Below are 15,022 nucleotides of genomic sequence, written 5' to 3'. Positions count from 1 at the left end.
GGGTTAAATGAAATATTACCATAAATCATCCTGTTTTTAGGAGGGGAAAGTGATGGATGTTTCTGTGATTCAGATTATCCTCGTCTTTTTAGTGTCAAGCATCGTCGGGATGGGGTCGATTCTGGATGAATTTCAGACGCACAGACCGTTGATAGCCTGTACATTAATCGGCCTGGTCCTTGGAGATATGACGACAGGTGTTATGATCGGCGGTACACTGGAAATGATCGCGCTGGGCTGGATGAATATTGGCGCGGCTGTCGCACCCGATGCGGCACTGGCTTCAATCATTTCAACCATTCTGGTTATCGCCGGAAATCAGGATATTGGAACAGGTATTGCGCTTGCGATTCCGCTGGCTGCCGCCGGTCAGGTACTGACGATTCTGGTTCGTACCATTACCGTTGGTTTTCAGCATGGTGCCGACCGCGCTTCGGAAACAGGAAATCTGCGTGCCATGGACTGGCTGCACATATCCGCCCTGTTTCTTCAGGCACTGCGTATTTCGATTCCGGCCATCATTGTTTTCGCAACTGTTGGTACATCGGCAGTCAAAGATATGCTCAATGCCATTCCTGATGTTGTCACCGGTGGTTTGAATGTTGCAGGTGGTATGATCGTCGTTGTAGGTTATGCAATGGTGATTAATATGATGCGCGCCGGTTACCTGATGCCGTTCTTCTTCCTTGGATTTGTCGTCGCTGCATTTACCGACTTCAATCTGGTTGCCCTGGGCGTCATCGGTCTGGTCCTTGCCATTGTCTATATTCAGCTGAGTCCGAAGTACAATAAACCGGCTGCAGCAACATCGGGAAATAGTAATTCAGGTTCTTCAGATGATGACCTTGACGATGAACTGGACTAAAGGGGGTTAATCTCATGAGTAACGAAACTGCAGCTGCTGCAAACGGCAGCGTAAAAAAACTGACAAAACGTGACTTGTTCTGGGTATTCGTCAGATCAAATTTACACCAGGGATCCTGGAACTTTGAACGCATGCAGGCACTGGGTTTTGCCTTTTCAATGACACCGGCCATTCGAAGGTTATATCCGGCCGGAAGTGAAGAACGCAAACAGGCGATGAAGCGTCATAATGAATTTTTTAATACAACACCGATGATGACAGCACCGATTCTTGGTGTGACGCTTGCACTTGAAGAAGAAAAAGCGAATGGAAAACCGGTTGATGACGCAGCGATTAACGGAATAAAGGTTGGCCTTATGGGGCCGCTCGCAGGTGTCGGTGACCCGATCTGGTGGGGTACCGCCCGTCCGGTACTCGCTGCACTGGGCGCCGGAATTGCTATGTCCGGTAACATTCTTGGGCCGATTCTCTTCTTCGTCCTCTGGAATGTTCTGCGTCTTGGCTTCAGATGGTGGGGCGTCGCTTATGGTTACAGAAAAGGTGTCGATGTCGTCTCCGACATGGGTGGAGGTCTTCTGCAGAAGCTGACTGAAGGCGCCTCAATTCTTGGCCTGTTTGTGATGGGTGCCCTGGTCAATAAATGGACAACAGTGAACATCCCGGTTGTTTTATCACGTGTAAAAAATCCGGAAACCGGTAAATATACGGTAACGACCGTACAGAATATCCTCGATCAGCTGATGCCGGGAATCGTACCACTGCTGCTCACCTTTATCTGCATGTGGCTGCTGAGAAAGAAAGTCAATCCACTGTGGATTATCTTTGGCTTCTTTGTCATCGGCATTCTTGGTTACTGGGTACACTTCTTTAAATAAATGAGGCTTACGGGGATCGACAGGACCTGTCGATCCCTGTATTATAAGATCTGTTTTTAAAATCCGGTTTGAAGAAAAAACGGAGGATAAAAAATGACCCTGACTCTGGTTGTTTTATTAATAATCATCGCCGGTTATACCGCTTATCTGATCTATGATGAATGCGTGAGCATATGGATAAAAGGGAAGACGGTACTCACTGTCAGATTAAGGAAGAGAAGTTTTGTTGACCAGTTTATTCTCGCCGTACTGGTTGTCATTCTCTATATATCCAATCGGCTGCAGAATAACAGTGCTACTATTAACCTGCTGCTGCTTATCCTTGCGGGGCTGCTTCTGCTTTATGCCTTTGTCCATACACCGAAAGCACGCTTTAAGGAGACAGGATTCCTTTATGGCTTTCAGTTCATTGAATACGATAGTATCAAGAACATGAGGCTGTCCAAAGATGGCGTACTTGTGATCGACACCGATCGCCGCCACGTCCTGCTCTTTGCCAGAAAGATCGAGGATCTCGAGCAGATCCTGAAGTTACTTCAGGAAAAATGATCAGCCCGTGACCGGGAAATACGGTGATGCTGTTGACATTTTCCTTTATTGCGTATAGTATAGTAATGGCCTAATGTGAATGATAAGAATATTCGTTTCGCCTGTCCGGTGAAATGGATATACTGTCTTTCTGAAAAATGGATTGAGGGATAGTATGAAATATCAGGGGATATTGCGCTGAATCATACTGGCTCGGTCAGAGGAACCGTAAGGATGGAAGAGAGGTAGGGCTTTCGTTGTTTCGGCGCCGGAATGTGTAATGATGCTTTTGTTTTTGTTCGTTTATGTTAGGCTCAAATTTGATTATTCGTATGATAAATCAGGACATTTATGATTCACGTGTCGCAAAGAATGATCAATGTGGAGATTTTTTATTGACAATCTTTACGATATGTGAATTTTTTACTGACATGGGCAGAATCTCCGGTTTCCGGCAGACGCCTCTCGGATAAAACATGCGCATATATAAAATATTTTTAGTTAACTTTAGGAGGTTTTCTTTTTGAAAACAGGTACAGTAAAATGGTTTAACGCGGACAAGGGATTCGGCTTTATTGAAGTTGAAGGCGAAAATGATGATGTATTCGTACATTTCAGTGCGATTCAGGGCGACGGCTTCAAGACGCTTGACGAAGGTCAGGCCGTTCAATTTGAAGTAGTCGATGGCAACCGTGGACCGCAGGCCGCTAACGTGACAAAGCTGTGATCCGGATTTTCTGAAAAAGCTGTCCTCCGCAATCGGAGGGCGGCTTTTTTTGAGCAACCGGCTGGATTCATCTGCTGAATTTTTTTATACTTTAAGCACGTGTAACATTTCAAAAAAGCATCAATAAAATAAGTCTCTGGCTGTGTCAAAGACTTGCCGGTCAGCGGGCGTTTCTTTACAGTCATTCATGATAGACTGAATCTGGAGGGATGGACGTTGTCACAGCTTGAGGATCTTTTGGCTGATAATAAAAAATTTGTTGAAAATAAAGGGTACGTGCCCTTTGAAGCCGGAGGAAAGCCTGTCAAAAAAATGACGGTAGTCACCTGTATGGATTGCCGATTGATCGAGCTGCTGCCGCGGGCTTTGCATTTAAAAAACGGTGATGCGATTATGATCAAATCTGCCGGAGCCATGGTGGAAGGGCCCTATAGCAGTGTAATGAAGAGCATTCTTGTCTCTGTTTACGAACTTGGTTCTGAAGCTGTTTATATTATTGGTCACACAGACTGCGGTATGCATGGACTCCATGGCAGTCAAATGGGTGCAGACATGCAAAAACGCGGAGTCAGTGATCACAATTTTGAAAAAGTGCGAGATGCCGGAATTCAGCCTGATCAGTGGCTGGGCGGATTTGATGACGTAGCCGATCAGGTAAAAGACAGTGTCGATATTGTAAAAAACCATCCACTCTTTCCGGATGATACTCCGGTATACGGCCTTGTTATTGATCCGTTAACCGGTGAACTCAGGCCTGTAGCATAAAGTGCGATCATCACTTCTTTTAGCCAATTGCTGGTTCATTGATTTCAAAAAATTACCAGGCTTTTTGGGAATATAGAAATCAGGTGCTGAGCAAAATAGGCTTACAAGGGAGGTGAAACACATGGCAAATTCAAATCAGTTAGTCGTGCCAGGTGTACAGCAGGCGCTTGATCAGATGAAAGCAGAAATTGCCGGCGAATTCGGCGTAAACCTTGGACCGGATACCACTTCAAGAGCGAATGGTTCGGTCGGAGGCGAAATTACGAAGCGGCTGGTTGCGCAGGCACAGTCTCAGTTTGGCGGTTTCCAGAAATAAAAAAAGTATGCTCTGTCAATAGTAAAATTAAATGGGAGCGGCATCTGCCGCTCCTTTATCTATAGGCATCGTCTTTTCTCTCTGTTAAAATAAGAGCAGAGTCTGTCGGAAAAAGGAAGTCGTGCCTTGCATACATTTTATCAGATTTTTATCCCTGTGATGACCGGTGCGCTGGTCGGCGGGCTGACCAATCTGCTGGCGATTAAAATGCTTTTCCACCCTTTTCAGTCGATTTATATCGGGAAATGGAAACTGCCATTTACTCCTGGTCTGATCCCCAGACGCCGCAAGGATATCGGGGTAAAGCTGGGTCAGCTCGTGATGCGGCACCTGGTCACTGCGAAAGGGATTAAAAATAAATTAACGGATACCGGGTTCGTAAAGTTGCTGAGCAGACGGGCGGTTGAAAAGGTCTCTTTTTTTCTGGACAGTAAGCGGACAGTGCAGGACGTGCTGGACGGATTGCATCTGAAAACCGGACAGGCTCTTCACCTTGAGGACGCTGTGAATCAGCTGAGCAGGACACTCATACAGGCCTTTCTGGATGCGAACCGGGATAAAAAGCTTCACACCCTGCTTCCGGAGCAGACTTTTCAGATGCTGGAACGCCGCCTTCCGGATCTATCGGATCTTATCGTTGACGCATTATTACATAATCTGGAAACCGAAAAGGGAAGAACGCTGATTGAAGAGAGCATCACGTCATTTATCCACAGCCGGGGGTTCTTTGGTGAACTTTCCCTGAAGCTGATTGGCGGGAGCCATCTGACAGAGCGCCTTTATCCTGTGGTCTTGCAGTTCGCCGGATCTTCTGAGGTGCGACATAAAGTCCTGAAATTTCTCAGAGAGAAAGCAGCCGGACTCAGAGAACAGACTCCCGCTGACATTCTGGACAGGCTGGGTGTGGACGCCGGAACAGTGTCTGATGGCGTCGCCAAAGTGGTCCGGCGTGTTTTGACCGGCCATTCGATGATGAATCAGCCCGTGCAGCAAATCACCTCTCCGGTCAGAAGTCAGATTCTGGATCTTGTTCCCACTATGCTGGCAGGATTTTTATCGGTAGCAGCCGCCCATATCGGATCAATTCTGGAGGCTTTTCAACTGGAGGATATGGTATCCGATCAGGTGAACCGGCTTTCCCTTTCAGAACTGGAACATATGATTTTTTCCCTTATGAAAAAAGAATTGAATATGATTGTCAACCTGGGTTATCTGCTTGGCGGGCTCATCGGTGTCATCCAGGGGGTCCTGATGATTCTCCTATCCTGACCGGACAAGAGACCTTGTTCTATTTGCTGTTAACGTGACATAAGCTTTCAACAGGAATGAGGTAACGAATGGATTCCAAAAAGGGGGAGGACCTTGGTATATCGCTTACTGGCTCTTGACATCGACGGGACTCTTTTAAACGGGAATAACCGGCTTGACCGGCAGACGAAGGAAGCTGTTTCTTATGCAAAAAAGAAGGGGATTATTGTTACTCTGGTTTCCGAAAGGCATTTTCATTCAGCGGCCAGGGTTGCCCGCACGCTAAAGCTGAATCATCCGATTATCGCACACAATGGCGCATTTGTCTCCTCATCAATGGATCACCCGGTATATACCAGCAAAATGGATCACAGTGTACTGATTCAGCTTGTGGAATTTCTTGAGACGTATCCGTGTCAGATTCAGATTTCCCACGAAAGGCTGTCGATCAGTAACCGGCCCCGTCAGAAAAATCTGATTGCAAAGATGACCATCGGCATGAACGAACCGCTTTTTTATCCGGTTACTTATGTAGATACGCTCAGTCAGTATCTCCTTGAGAATTACGAAGGAGCAACGGATGTGAAGATAAAATTGAAGGATGAGACGGTGATGGATGAGATTGAAAAAGCGATGGGGGACTATTTCCCCTCACTTGACGTCAGAAGAGAATCGCCATCTGACCTGACACTGGTACGGCAGGGAACATCTAAATTTAACGGACTGCTTTTCTTTGCAGGACAGCTGGGTGTACCGCTTCATCAGATTGTGGCTGTCGGTGACGGCCCTGAAGATGCAGAGATGATTGAAAAAGCGGGTCTTGGTGTGGCGATGCGAAATGCGTCGAAGGAAGTGAAGGCGAAGGCCGACTGGATCACCCGTTCCAATGATATGAACGGTGTGGCTTACATGATAAAAGAAGTTTTCCGCAAGCAGCTGCGCGTACGTTTATAACAGAACTTATTCAGGCCCCGAAAACGGGGCTTTTTTACATATTTTAAGAAAACACGGAATTTTTGCGGGGAAAAGGTTCAGAAAAACAGGTTTGATGATTTAACAGAACATGTGATCGTATGACTTGATAAAGTATGGTAAAATAAAAAGCAAATGAGCGAGGAGGAAGAGGAAAGGATGATTCGGTTTATTCACGCAGCTGACCTGCACTTGGACAGGCCGTTCGAGGGGTTATCAGATCTTCCGCGCCCTCTTCATGAACGGGTCAGGAACAGTACATTTAAAGCACTTGATAAGATGGTGGACATTACGCTTTCAGAACGGGCTGATTTTCTGATTATTGCCGGGGATATTTTCGACAGCAGTCACAGAAGCATTACAGCGCAGCATCGTTTTATCCATGCGATGAAGAAGCTGAGTGAAGCTTCTGTCCCCGTATACCTTGTTTTTGGAAATCATGATCATCTGGATGATCCCTGGAATCACCTGAGGCTTCCCGAAAATGTGCATGTTTTTTCTGATAAACCGGAAATGATTCCCTTTCAAAAAAAGAACGGGGAGCGTGTGCATCTGTACGGATTCAGCTATCGCCAGCGCAGAGTCAGGGATAACATGGCAGCGCGTTATCAAAAGGAAGACGGTGCCGATTACCATATTGGCATCCTGCATGGTGCCCTTCTAAAGGGTAACAGGGAAGATACGTATGCCCCGTTTTCGCTGAAAGATCTGACAGAAAAGGATTTTAATTACTGGGCGCTCGGGCATATACACAAACGAATGCAGCTCTCCCCTGAACTGCCAGTATGGTACCCGGGAGATACCCAGGGTCTTTCGGTTAAGGAAACCGGCGATAAAGGGGTCTCCTGCGTCGAGCTGAATGGCATGGAAGCACATGTGCGCTTCTGCCCGACAGCGGACATTATCTGGATGCGAAAAGGGATCTCCATTCAGGGGGAATTAACCGCAGACACGCTTGAGGTGAAAATCGGTCAAATCAGAGAGGAGATGCGGCGGACGGATGAAACCGGTGTATTTCTCCTCCTTGATCTGTCAGTTGCCGGATCAGATCAACATTTTGAGGGTACTGAGGAGCTATTTCAGGAGCTGCTTGATGCGATGAATGAGGATGAAACATATCGGGATGATTTTGTGTGGCTGCTAAGCGGTGTGGTTCGCTTTATGCAGCAGTGGGAGCCGGGTCAGATCCTTAAGAGCCCGCATTTCCTCGGTGATGTTTTTCGATTGATTGAAAGTGACCAGGCGATCAATGAAGCGCTCAGTCCGCTGCTTCAGCATCGGCTGGGCAGGCGTTATCTTGATGCGCCTGATGAAGAAACAGCTGCCCGTATCAAAGCAGAAGCAGAACAGATTCTGGCTGAATCTCTGTTTCCCGGATCTGCCTCAGGAGCAGCTGAAAGGGGGCGGAGGAGTCCGGCAGGCTCCGCAGAAAATGAAGATTAAATCACTGGAAATCGACCGTTTCGGCCGTTTTGAGAGGCAGAAAATCCATCTGACCGGCCAGGCACTGACCGTTGTCTATGGCGAGAATGAGTCAGGTAAATCGACAATCATGCAATTTCTCCTGGCGATACTTTTTGGCTTTCCCCAGAAAAATGCAATGAGTCGATGGATGGATGAAGGCGATGAAAATCTGACAGGTGGAACTGTGCTTTTTACTTCTGATGACGGGCGGCTCTGCCGGCTTAAGCGAACCTATACGGACAACGGACGTCCGCAGCTGCTCATCGGCGATCAGAAAGCTGATCTCGGAAAATGGCTGACCGGGGTCGACCGTCTGCTTTATCAGAATGTATTCTGCTTCGACCTGACCGGCCTTCAGGGGATTGAGAAGAAAAGACCGTCCGATCTGAACGATCTGCTCCTGGGTGCAGGTATGACCGGTACCCAGGTGTTAACTGAGCTGGAACAGCAGCTGGCTAAAAAATGTGGCGAACTGTTTAAAAAGGGCGGTAAGAATCCCGATCTGAACCGTCTTTTCCGTGAACTTGATGCCACGGGGGCAAAAATAGGAAAATGGGAACAGAAACTGTCTGACTTTCTCGAGCTGGAAGAGAGAATCAGACAGCTTAAGGAAACGATTAAAAAATGCGAAACGGAGAAAAAGGAAGTACAGACCCGCTACCGCGACTGGACCGCTTTTACTGCAATCAGGCCCCTGATCATCCGCGCCCGTGCAATTGACGCGGAGATCAGGAAGCTCGGCCCGGTCCGCCCCTTCCCGGAAGACGGAAAGGCGCGTTATGAGGACATACGCAGACAAAAAGATACGCTGGAACGGGAAGTCTCCGAACGGGAGGAGCAGATCCGAGAGACAGGTGATCAGATTGGCGCCCTGTCTGTCCGGACAGACTGGCTGGCTGAAGAGGGCAGACTGACAACCCTGTTCCGTTCAGCTGTGCGTGATGAGCAGAATATGGGTGAAGTCCGCCGGCTGCATGAGGAACTTGCGGAAAAGAAATCGGCTTACCGGCAGCACGTGAGACGCCTGGGGCCGGATTGGGACGACTCCCGTGTGGCTTCGGCAGATGTGAGTCTGTCATTTCTGAAGACGTTTAAAGAGAAATCGGAACTGTGGAAAAAGGCGGCAGAAGAGAAAAGAAGAGCAGATGACATCCGGGAAAATCAGAGTGAGGCAGTCAGACAGCTGGCAGATCAAGTGAAAATAGTACAGCAACAACGGGCATCAGCTTCCGGGGGCGATCGCGCAGACAGGAGAGGCGGCAGGCAGGCGAAAATCAGCCGTTTCACTTATTTAGCAGGTGCGGCGGTACTTGTCCTGCTTTCAGTCCTTGTCTCTATTTTGATTACCCCCTCTGCGGGCGTGCTCTTCTTTGCCTTCGGTCTGATTCCTGGTATTGTGGTTGTCATGGGCCGGCGATTTTCAGAAGGCAGATCTGAGAGCCGGGAAGGTACGGGACCGGATGACGCAGAGTTCAGATTCCGGATGAAGCAACTGGCTGACGCGGGACGGCTTGATAAAGCAAAACAACAGGCAGCAGAAGAAGCCGGCCATGGACGTGATCAAAGAGAGCGGGAACTTATTGCCTGGCTGAATGACCGGGGATATAAAGGTATTGCCCCTGATTTTGCAGAAGAGGCCGTTCGACTGGAAGGTGAAGCACGGATACTGCTTGACAAGATCCGGACGCTTGAAAAAAGAATCACGGAGAGGCTCGGGGAGCACCGGCTTTTTGAATCTGAGAAATCAGACCTGACCGGACGGCTTGGCCTTCCTGAAGGGGATATTACTTTTCTCGAGCAGATTCTTGACAGGGAAAAGAAAAAGGGCAGTCGTATTGATGAACTGAAACGAAACAGGATGTTATATGTCAAACAGAAAGAGCGCCTGCTTTCCAAGCTGGAAAAACTGACAGCGGCTGCCCATGATCTGTTCGAAAAAGCAGGTGCCGAATCGGAGGAACAGTTCCTTCAGGCAGCGGAGAAGCATGTTCATCACCGTGAATTGCAGAAAGAAAAAGAGAAAAAACATCTGGACATGATCGAAACTGCAGGTTCCGAAGAACAGCTGAGGATTTATATTGACGCTCTTGACAGTGGAAAATGGGCTGATACCTCGGAGGAGAGTTTTCGGGATCAGACGGAAGAAATCGACAGTCGGCTCAAAAAAGCGAGAGCGGATCTGATTGCAGGACAGGCCGAGCGTCAGAGCCTTGTGGCGGATGACACTTACCGGGACACTCTGGACCATTATGAAGCACTGCGTACGGAAGCCGGCGAAAAAGCGCGGAAATGGGCCTCTCTGCGCATGGCACAATGGGCAATCAGGAAAGCAAAAGATCTGTACCGGAAAGAACGCCTGCCCGGGGTACTGGATCAGGCAGGCCGGTATTTTAAATATATTACTTCAGGAAAATATAAAGCGCTGCGCCTTGAAGATTCCGACGGGTTCCTCGCTGTGCAGGATGACGGAAGCCCTGTACGCGCGGAACAGCTCAGCCGCGGAGCCGCGGAGCAACTGTATCTTTCTCTGCGTTTTGCCCTGACAGATGCCTTTAGCGGGCGGGAAACCCTGCCTCTGATCATCGATGAAGGTTTCGCGGAATTTGATGCCCTGAGAACCAGACGGGTTTACCATCTGATTGAGAAAATGGCGCAAAAACGCCAGGTGATTCTGTTTACCTGTCATCAGTCCGCATTTCTGCATGACCATCCGGAATACGTTATTTCGCTCTCTAAAGAGGTCCCGACAATATGAAACAGGGGTGTCCTCATGATATAATTTATTAAAGAAAAGCGTAAATAATGAACGAACAGGGACGGATCAGTAATGGATGAAACGACTTTTAAAATTAATTTGGTAGAAGATGAAGAAACCCTGGCATCAATCCTTAAAGCTTATATGGAAAAAGAAGGCTGGGAGGTTTCCGTATTTCATACGGCTGAAGAAGCTGTGAAATATATGCATAATGGTGTCCACCTGTGGATACTCGATATTATGCTTCCGGGCATGAATGGTTATGATCTGTTAAAAAAAATTAAAGAGAATCATTCAGAACAACCGGTAATATTTATTTCAGCGAGGGACCAGGATCTGGATAAAATCATCGGACTCGAGCTCGGAAGTGATGATTATCTGGCGAAGCCTTTTCTGCCCAAAGAACTGGTTATCCGCGCAAAAAAATTGTTACATCGCGTGTACGGTAACGGGATACATGAGAGTATGCTTGTGATATCCAAATATCAGATTGATGTGGTCAGACGAAAAGTCTTTGATGAAGAAGACCATGTCATCGATCTGACGACCAAAGAATTCGATGTTCTCCTTTATCTGGTAGAAAATGCCAATGTGGCGAAATCACGGAAAGAAATTCTGAAAGAAGTATGGGGAAAAGATTATGTAGGATCTGATCGCGCAGTCGATGATGTGGTACGACGGATCAGAAGAAAACTGAGCAGACTTTCTCTTGAAACAGTTTACGGTTCCGGATACAGGGTTGTGTCCTGATGATTCGGATAAGGTGGACACTGACCAAGCGTATCTGGCTTTCTTTTGCTTTGCTGATCCTGCTGATCGGTGTTGTGACATCCATTGTTTATCCTTTTATGATAAAAAGTGCCTTGCGGGAGGATTCCTTTGATACGATTGAATATGTACAGGAGACGCTGTATCAGGGCAGAGGAAATTATGGAATCGGAGACTCGAAAACGGAACTGGACCGTCAGCAGGCGGCTAAAGCTGTTGGCAATGTGATTATCGACGGATCATATGATCAGCTGTATGGTAATCTGATTCGTCAGCCTTCAGTTTATAAACGGATCAGGCGGGATTTGGTCAGCCAGAATGTGAACGTAAAGCGGTACGAGCTGGAATATCAGGGTGCGACATTGTATTATGTGGTCAGAAAGGTTACTGATAATCTCGGCCATGCGTATCTCGTGTCCTATATGTGGGATACATACCCGAAAGAACTGATGCATGAACTTTGGACACGCATGATTTATATATTTATCGTTGTCGGGATTTTCAGTCTGTTTATTTCCTTCTGGCTGGCAAGATATTTAAAGCGTCCTCTGGATATATTAGGAAGACGTTTCGAAGAAATTTCGCGTCTGAACTGGGAAAAACCATTTGAATGGAAAGGTGATGAAGAATTTGAACGCCTGTCTTCTCAGTTTGAGAAGATGAGACGCAACCTGATCAAATACGATAAATCGCAAAAGGTATTTCTGCAGCAGGCCTCTCATGAACTGAAGACCCCGATTATGGTGGTTCACAGTTATGCCCAGTCTGTAAAAGACAAAATTTATCCCCGGGGAAATCTGGATGATTCTATCGACGTCATCATTAATGAAGCGGAACAGATGGAGACAAAGGTGAAAAAACTGCTTGACTTTACCCGGTTTGATTCTTTAAGCGGTCAGACCATTGATTATCACCTGATTCGGTTCGGTGATCTTGCCGTCCGAATCAGGGAACGTCTGGGGGTTCAGCGTCCGGATATCACCATTGACATTGAAGGTGAAGAAACAGTGGTCTGGGGAGACAGAGAACAGCTTCAGACCGTTTGCGAAAATCTGGTGGAAAATGCGCTGCGCTACGCCAAAAAAAGGATCACGATGAAAGCCGTTGGATCAGGTCATGAGACGCGGATTTCGATTGAAAATGATGGGGAACACATTCCGGATAACCAGCTGACATCCATGTTCCGCCCCTTTGAAAAAGGGAAAAAAGGTCAGTTTGGGCTCGGACTGGCGATTGTCAGCCGGATTGTCCATTCTCATGGCGGCAGCATCACCGCAAGGAACCTGGCAGAGGGCGTTGCTTTTGTGATCACCCTTCCTGCACCTCCGGACGGGGTATTGCCGGAGGAAGAGCGATAAAATATAACATGCTATTGAAAGGTTAACGAGTGATCGTCTGTTGATCAGAAAGGGATGATTCTATTTGAAAGGTATTGCATTCTATAAGGAGGGCGAGCATGTTCGCGATTTTCTTTTGATCAAATCAGTCAAACGCGGGACGGCTAGTAACGGTAAACCCTTCCTCACGCTAATTCTTCAGGATAAAACAGGGGACATTGAATCGAAACTCTGGGGCTCGACTCCCGAGGATGAAAAAAACTATGTCACCGGAGTGGTCGTTCTGGCAGAAGGCGACATCACGACATTCCGCGGGAGAAATCAATTCAAGATCCGCAATATCCGCATGGCGGATGCGCGTGATGCAATAGATAAATCCGAACTTGTCATGGCTGCACCGGTTTCGGCAGATGAGCTGAAAGACAAAATCACCCAGTTTTTATTCGATATAAAAAATCCGGTGATTCAGAGGCTGACGCGGGCCTTGCTCAAAAAGCATCATCAGTCTTTTTTTGAATATCCGGCAGCGGTACGCATCCATCATAATTTCCTGTCCGGGCTGGCCTATCATGTATGTTGCATGCTGGAGCTGGCCAGATCGGTTGTGAAGTTATATCCGGAAATCAACAGTGATCTTCTGTATGCAGGTATTATCCTGCATGATATGGGGAAATTGAAAGAATTATCCGGAGTGACCGCGACACGTTATACCCTTGAAGGAAACCTGATCGGGCATATCTCAATCATGGTCGATGAGATCGGTGAGGTGGCAAAAGAGCTGGATATCGAGGATAAAGAGGAAGTGCTGCTGCTGCAGCACATGGTGCTCAGTCATCATGAACATCCTGAATGGGGGAGTCCGAAACCGCCGATGTTTAAAGAAGCGGAAATCCTTCATATTCTGGATGACATGGATGCGAAGATTAATATTATGACACGGGCGATTCGAAAGACACGCCCGGGTGAATTCTCAGAACGGATTTTTGCAATGGATAATCGTTCTCTGTACAGACCGTCATTTGATCAGGCTGAAGAAAAAGAACAGGAAAAACTTTCATCGGACTCTGAAAAGCACGACTGAAGACGTCTAATTGTCCAGACTTCCGCATAGAGATAGGGTACAGGCTTCGTGATACGAAACGGTATCCTTATCTATCATTTATGCGGGAGGCGGAAAAATGAAACAGGCAAGACGTTCACTTTATGCTGTTGCCCTGCTTTTTTTACTCTTCATGATGCAACAGTTCGGTATGACTGATCCGGTATTGACCGCAATGGAAAGTGTGGACTGGTGGGTGTATCTGCTACTTGCCGGCATTCTGTTCAGCGGCTACCAGGCCTTTTCCTTTTCTAGACAGGATAAGGAAGTGGATCAGGAATGGGTGGAAACACAGGGAAATGTCTATATGAAACGTATTGAGGCAGAGAAACAACGGCGTCATAAAGGAAAAAATCCCAAAGCCATGTAGATGTGGCTTTGGGATTTTTTTCGGTTTTGGTACTGATTGAAGTGATACTTTATTGAGCTGCCGACGCATTATTGAATAGATCTTTGAAATCTTTATCCTCTACTTTTATATTGGCCTCTTTAATCAGTTTCTGCATGACTTCACTCTGTGATTTCTGTTTGCTTGCCAGATACGCTTCTTTTGCAGACGATTTGAGCGAATTATAATCATCACGCTTACCCTCAAGCTTGATAATATGGTATCCACCGTCCGTCTTAGAGTAGACAGGACTGCTGATCTGGCCGACTTTCAGTTTCATGGCTGCATTGCTGAATTCTGGAACCATGGTGGACTGCTTGAACCAGCCCAGTTCGCCGCCGGCATTTTTTGTGGCTGTATCGATTGTGTTCTTTTTCGCAAGTTCAGCGAAATCGGCACCGCCCTTTAACTGTTTGACCAGGTTATCTGCTGTCTTCTTATCCTGAACCAGGATATGACTGGCTTTCAGCTCAACCAGCTGATTCGCATTCTTATTAAAATAATCCTTTAGATCCTTATCTGAGACTTTGATTCCTTCCTGCTGTGCTTTGGTCATCATCAGAGAATCTTTGATCTGACGTTTAAACTGACTTTTCTTCAGATTGTTTTGAGCAAGTGCCTGTTCAAACTGCTGCTCGCTCGGGAAAGACTTAACGACCTCATTATATTTTTTGTCCACGGCCTTCCCGGACACGTTATACTTGTCTTGAAGCAGTTTCTCAAATACAAGATTCTGAAGGACCTGATCTCCGTATGTTTTTTTCATTTCATTGTAGAAATCCGCTTTGGTAATGTTCCCACTATCTGTTTTTACAACAGCAGCACTGCCCTCACCGTTTCCGCATGCGGAAAGGCTTGCGAGAACGAGCACCGCAGTAAGTACGATAATCAGTTTCTTCACTATGTCCACTCCTA

15 protein-coding genes are annotated in these 15,022 nt (G+C 47.0%); 14 read left to right on the top strand and 1 reads right to left on the bottom strand.

Going from position 1 to position 15,022, the window contains the following annotated elements; genetic code table 11:
* The first annotated feature begins 52 nt into the window (after window positions 1-52).
* The 14 genes from ABNN70_RS14480 to ABNN70_RS14415 all read left to right on the top strand — a co-directional run bounded on the left by ABNN70_RS14480 (window position 53) and on the right by ABNN70_RS14415 (window position 14,089).
* Window positions 53-865, top strand: a complete 813-nt coding sequence (locus ABNN70_RS14480) for a PTS mannose/fructose/sorbose transporter subunit IIC (RefSeq protein WP_129928013.1) — start codon at window positions 53-55, stop codon at window positions 863-865.
* Window positions 866-879: 14 nt separating this feature from the next.
* A complete protein-coding gene (locus ABNN70_RS14475; RefSeq protein WP_353948190.1) occupies window positions 880-1,740 on the top strand; it encodes a PTS mannose transporter subunit IID in 861 nt (286 codons plus the stop codon).
* Window positions 1,741-1,833: 93 nt separating this feature from the next.
* Window positions 1,834-2,289 (top strand): DUF986 family protein, encoded by a 456-nt coding sequence (locus ABNN70_RS14470; protein ID WP_353948189.1) that lies wholly within the window; start codon window positions 1,834-1,836, stop codon window positions 2,287-2,289.
* A 502-nt stretch (window positions 2,290-2,791) separates the two neighbouring features.
* A complete protein-coding gene (locus tag ABNN70_RS14465) occupies window positions 2,792-2,995 on the top strand; it encodes a cold-shock protein (RefSeq protein ID WP_129928016.1) in 204 nt (67 codons plus the stop codon).
* A 216-nt stretch (window positions 2,996-3,211) separates the two neighbouring features.
* Entirely contained in the window at window positions 3,212-3,760 is a 549-nt protein-coding gene (locus ABNN70_RS14460; protein WP_353948188.1) for a carbonic anhydrase, read from the top strand.
* 121 nt (window positions 3,761-3,881) lie between these two features.
* Window positions 3,882-4,076: an alpha/beta-type small acid-soluble spore protein gene (locus ABNN70_RS14455; protein ID WP_129928018.1), complete on the top strand. Its 195-nt coding sequence runs from the start codon at window positions 3,882-3,884 to the stop codon at window positions 4,074-4,076.
* Between the two features lie 126 nt (window positions 4,077-4,202).
* A complete protein-coding gene (locus tag ABNN70_RS14450; RefSeq protein WP_129928019.1) occupies window positions 4,203-5,345 on the top strand; it encodes a DUF445 family protein in 1,143 nt (380 codons plus the stop codon).
* Window positions 5,346-5,438: 93 nt separating this feature from the next.
* Window positions 5,439-6,278 carry a Cof-type HAD-IIB family hydrolase gene (locus ABNN70_RS14445; RefSeq protein WP_129928020.1) on the top strand — a complete coding sequence of 280 codons (840 nt, stop codon included), beginning with the start codon at window positions 5,439-5,441 and terminating at the stop codon, window positions 6,276-6,278.
* 177 nt (window positions 6,279-6,455) lie between these two features.
* Window positions 6,456-7,739 carry a DNA repair exonuclease gene (locus tag ABNN70_RS14440; RefSeq protein WP_353948187.1) on the top strand — a complete coding sequence of 428 codons (1,284 nt, stop codon included), beginning with the start codon at window positions 6,456-6,458 and terminating at the stop codon, window positions 7,737-7,739.
* The gene (locus ABNN70_RS14435; protein WP_353949447.1) at window positions 7,729-10,515 is read left to right on the top strand and encodes an AAA family ATPase; all 2,787 of its coding nucleotides are present in this window, start codon (window positions 7,729-7,731) and stop codon (window positions 10,513-10,515) included. The genes ABNN70_RS14440 and ABNN70_RS14435 overlap by 11 nt, the downstream gene beginning before the upstream one ends.
* 72 nt (window positions 10,516-10,587) lie before the next feature.
* Entirely contained in the window at window positions 10,588-11,265 is a 678-nt protein-coding gene (locus ABNN70_RS14430) for a response regulator transcription factor (RefSeq protein ID WP_353948186.1), read from the top strand.
* Window positions 11,265-12,641, top strand: a complete 1,377-nt coding sequence (locus tag ABNN70_RS14425) for a HAMP domain-containing sensor histidine kinase (protein ID WP_353948185.1) — start codon at window positions 11,265-11,267, stop codon at window positions 12,639-12,641. Before ABNN70_RS14430 ends, ABNN70_RS14425 begins: the two co-directional genes overlap by 1 nt.
* 64 nt (window positions 12,642-12,705) lie before the next feature.
* Window positions 12,706-13,701: a 3'-5' exoribonuclease YhaM gene (yhaM, locus tag ABNN70_RS14420; RefSeq protein WP_129928025.1), complete on the top strand. Its 996-nt coding sequence runs from the start codon at window positions 12,706-12,708 to the stop codon at window positions 13,699-13,701.
* Window positions 13,702-13,798: 97 nt separating this feature from the next.
* Window positions 13,799-14,089 carry a sporulation YhaL family protein gene (locus tag ABNN70_RS14415; RefSeq protein ID WP_129928026.1) on the top strand — a complete coding sequence of 97 codons (291 nt, stop codon included), beginning with the start codon at window positions 13,799-13,801 and terminating at the stop codon, window positions 14,087-14,089.
* Window positions 14,090-14,138: 49 nt separating this feature from the next.
* Here the strand turns inward: ABNN70_RS14415 and ABNN70_RS14410 are convergent, their stop codons facing one another.
* A complete protein-coding gene (locus tag ABNN70_RS14410) occupies window positions 14,139-15,008 on the bottom strand; it encodes a peptidylprolyl isomerase (protein WP_129928027.1) in 870 nt (289 codons plus the stop codon).
* Between the last annotated feature and the right edge of the window lie 14 nt (window positions 15,009-15,022).

It is taken from the genome of Sporolactobacillus sp. Y61 (assembly GCF_040529185.1).
GTDB lineage: Bacteria > Bacillota > Bacilli > Bacillales > Sporolactobacillaceae > Sporolactobacillus.
Note: the sequence above shows the minus strand (reverse complement) of the source record. Positions and strands in the feature narration are given on the sequence as shown.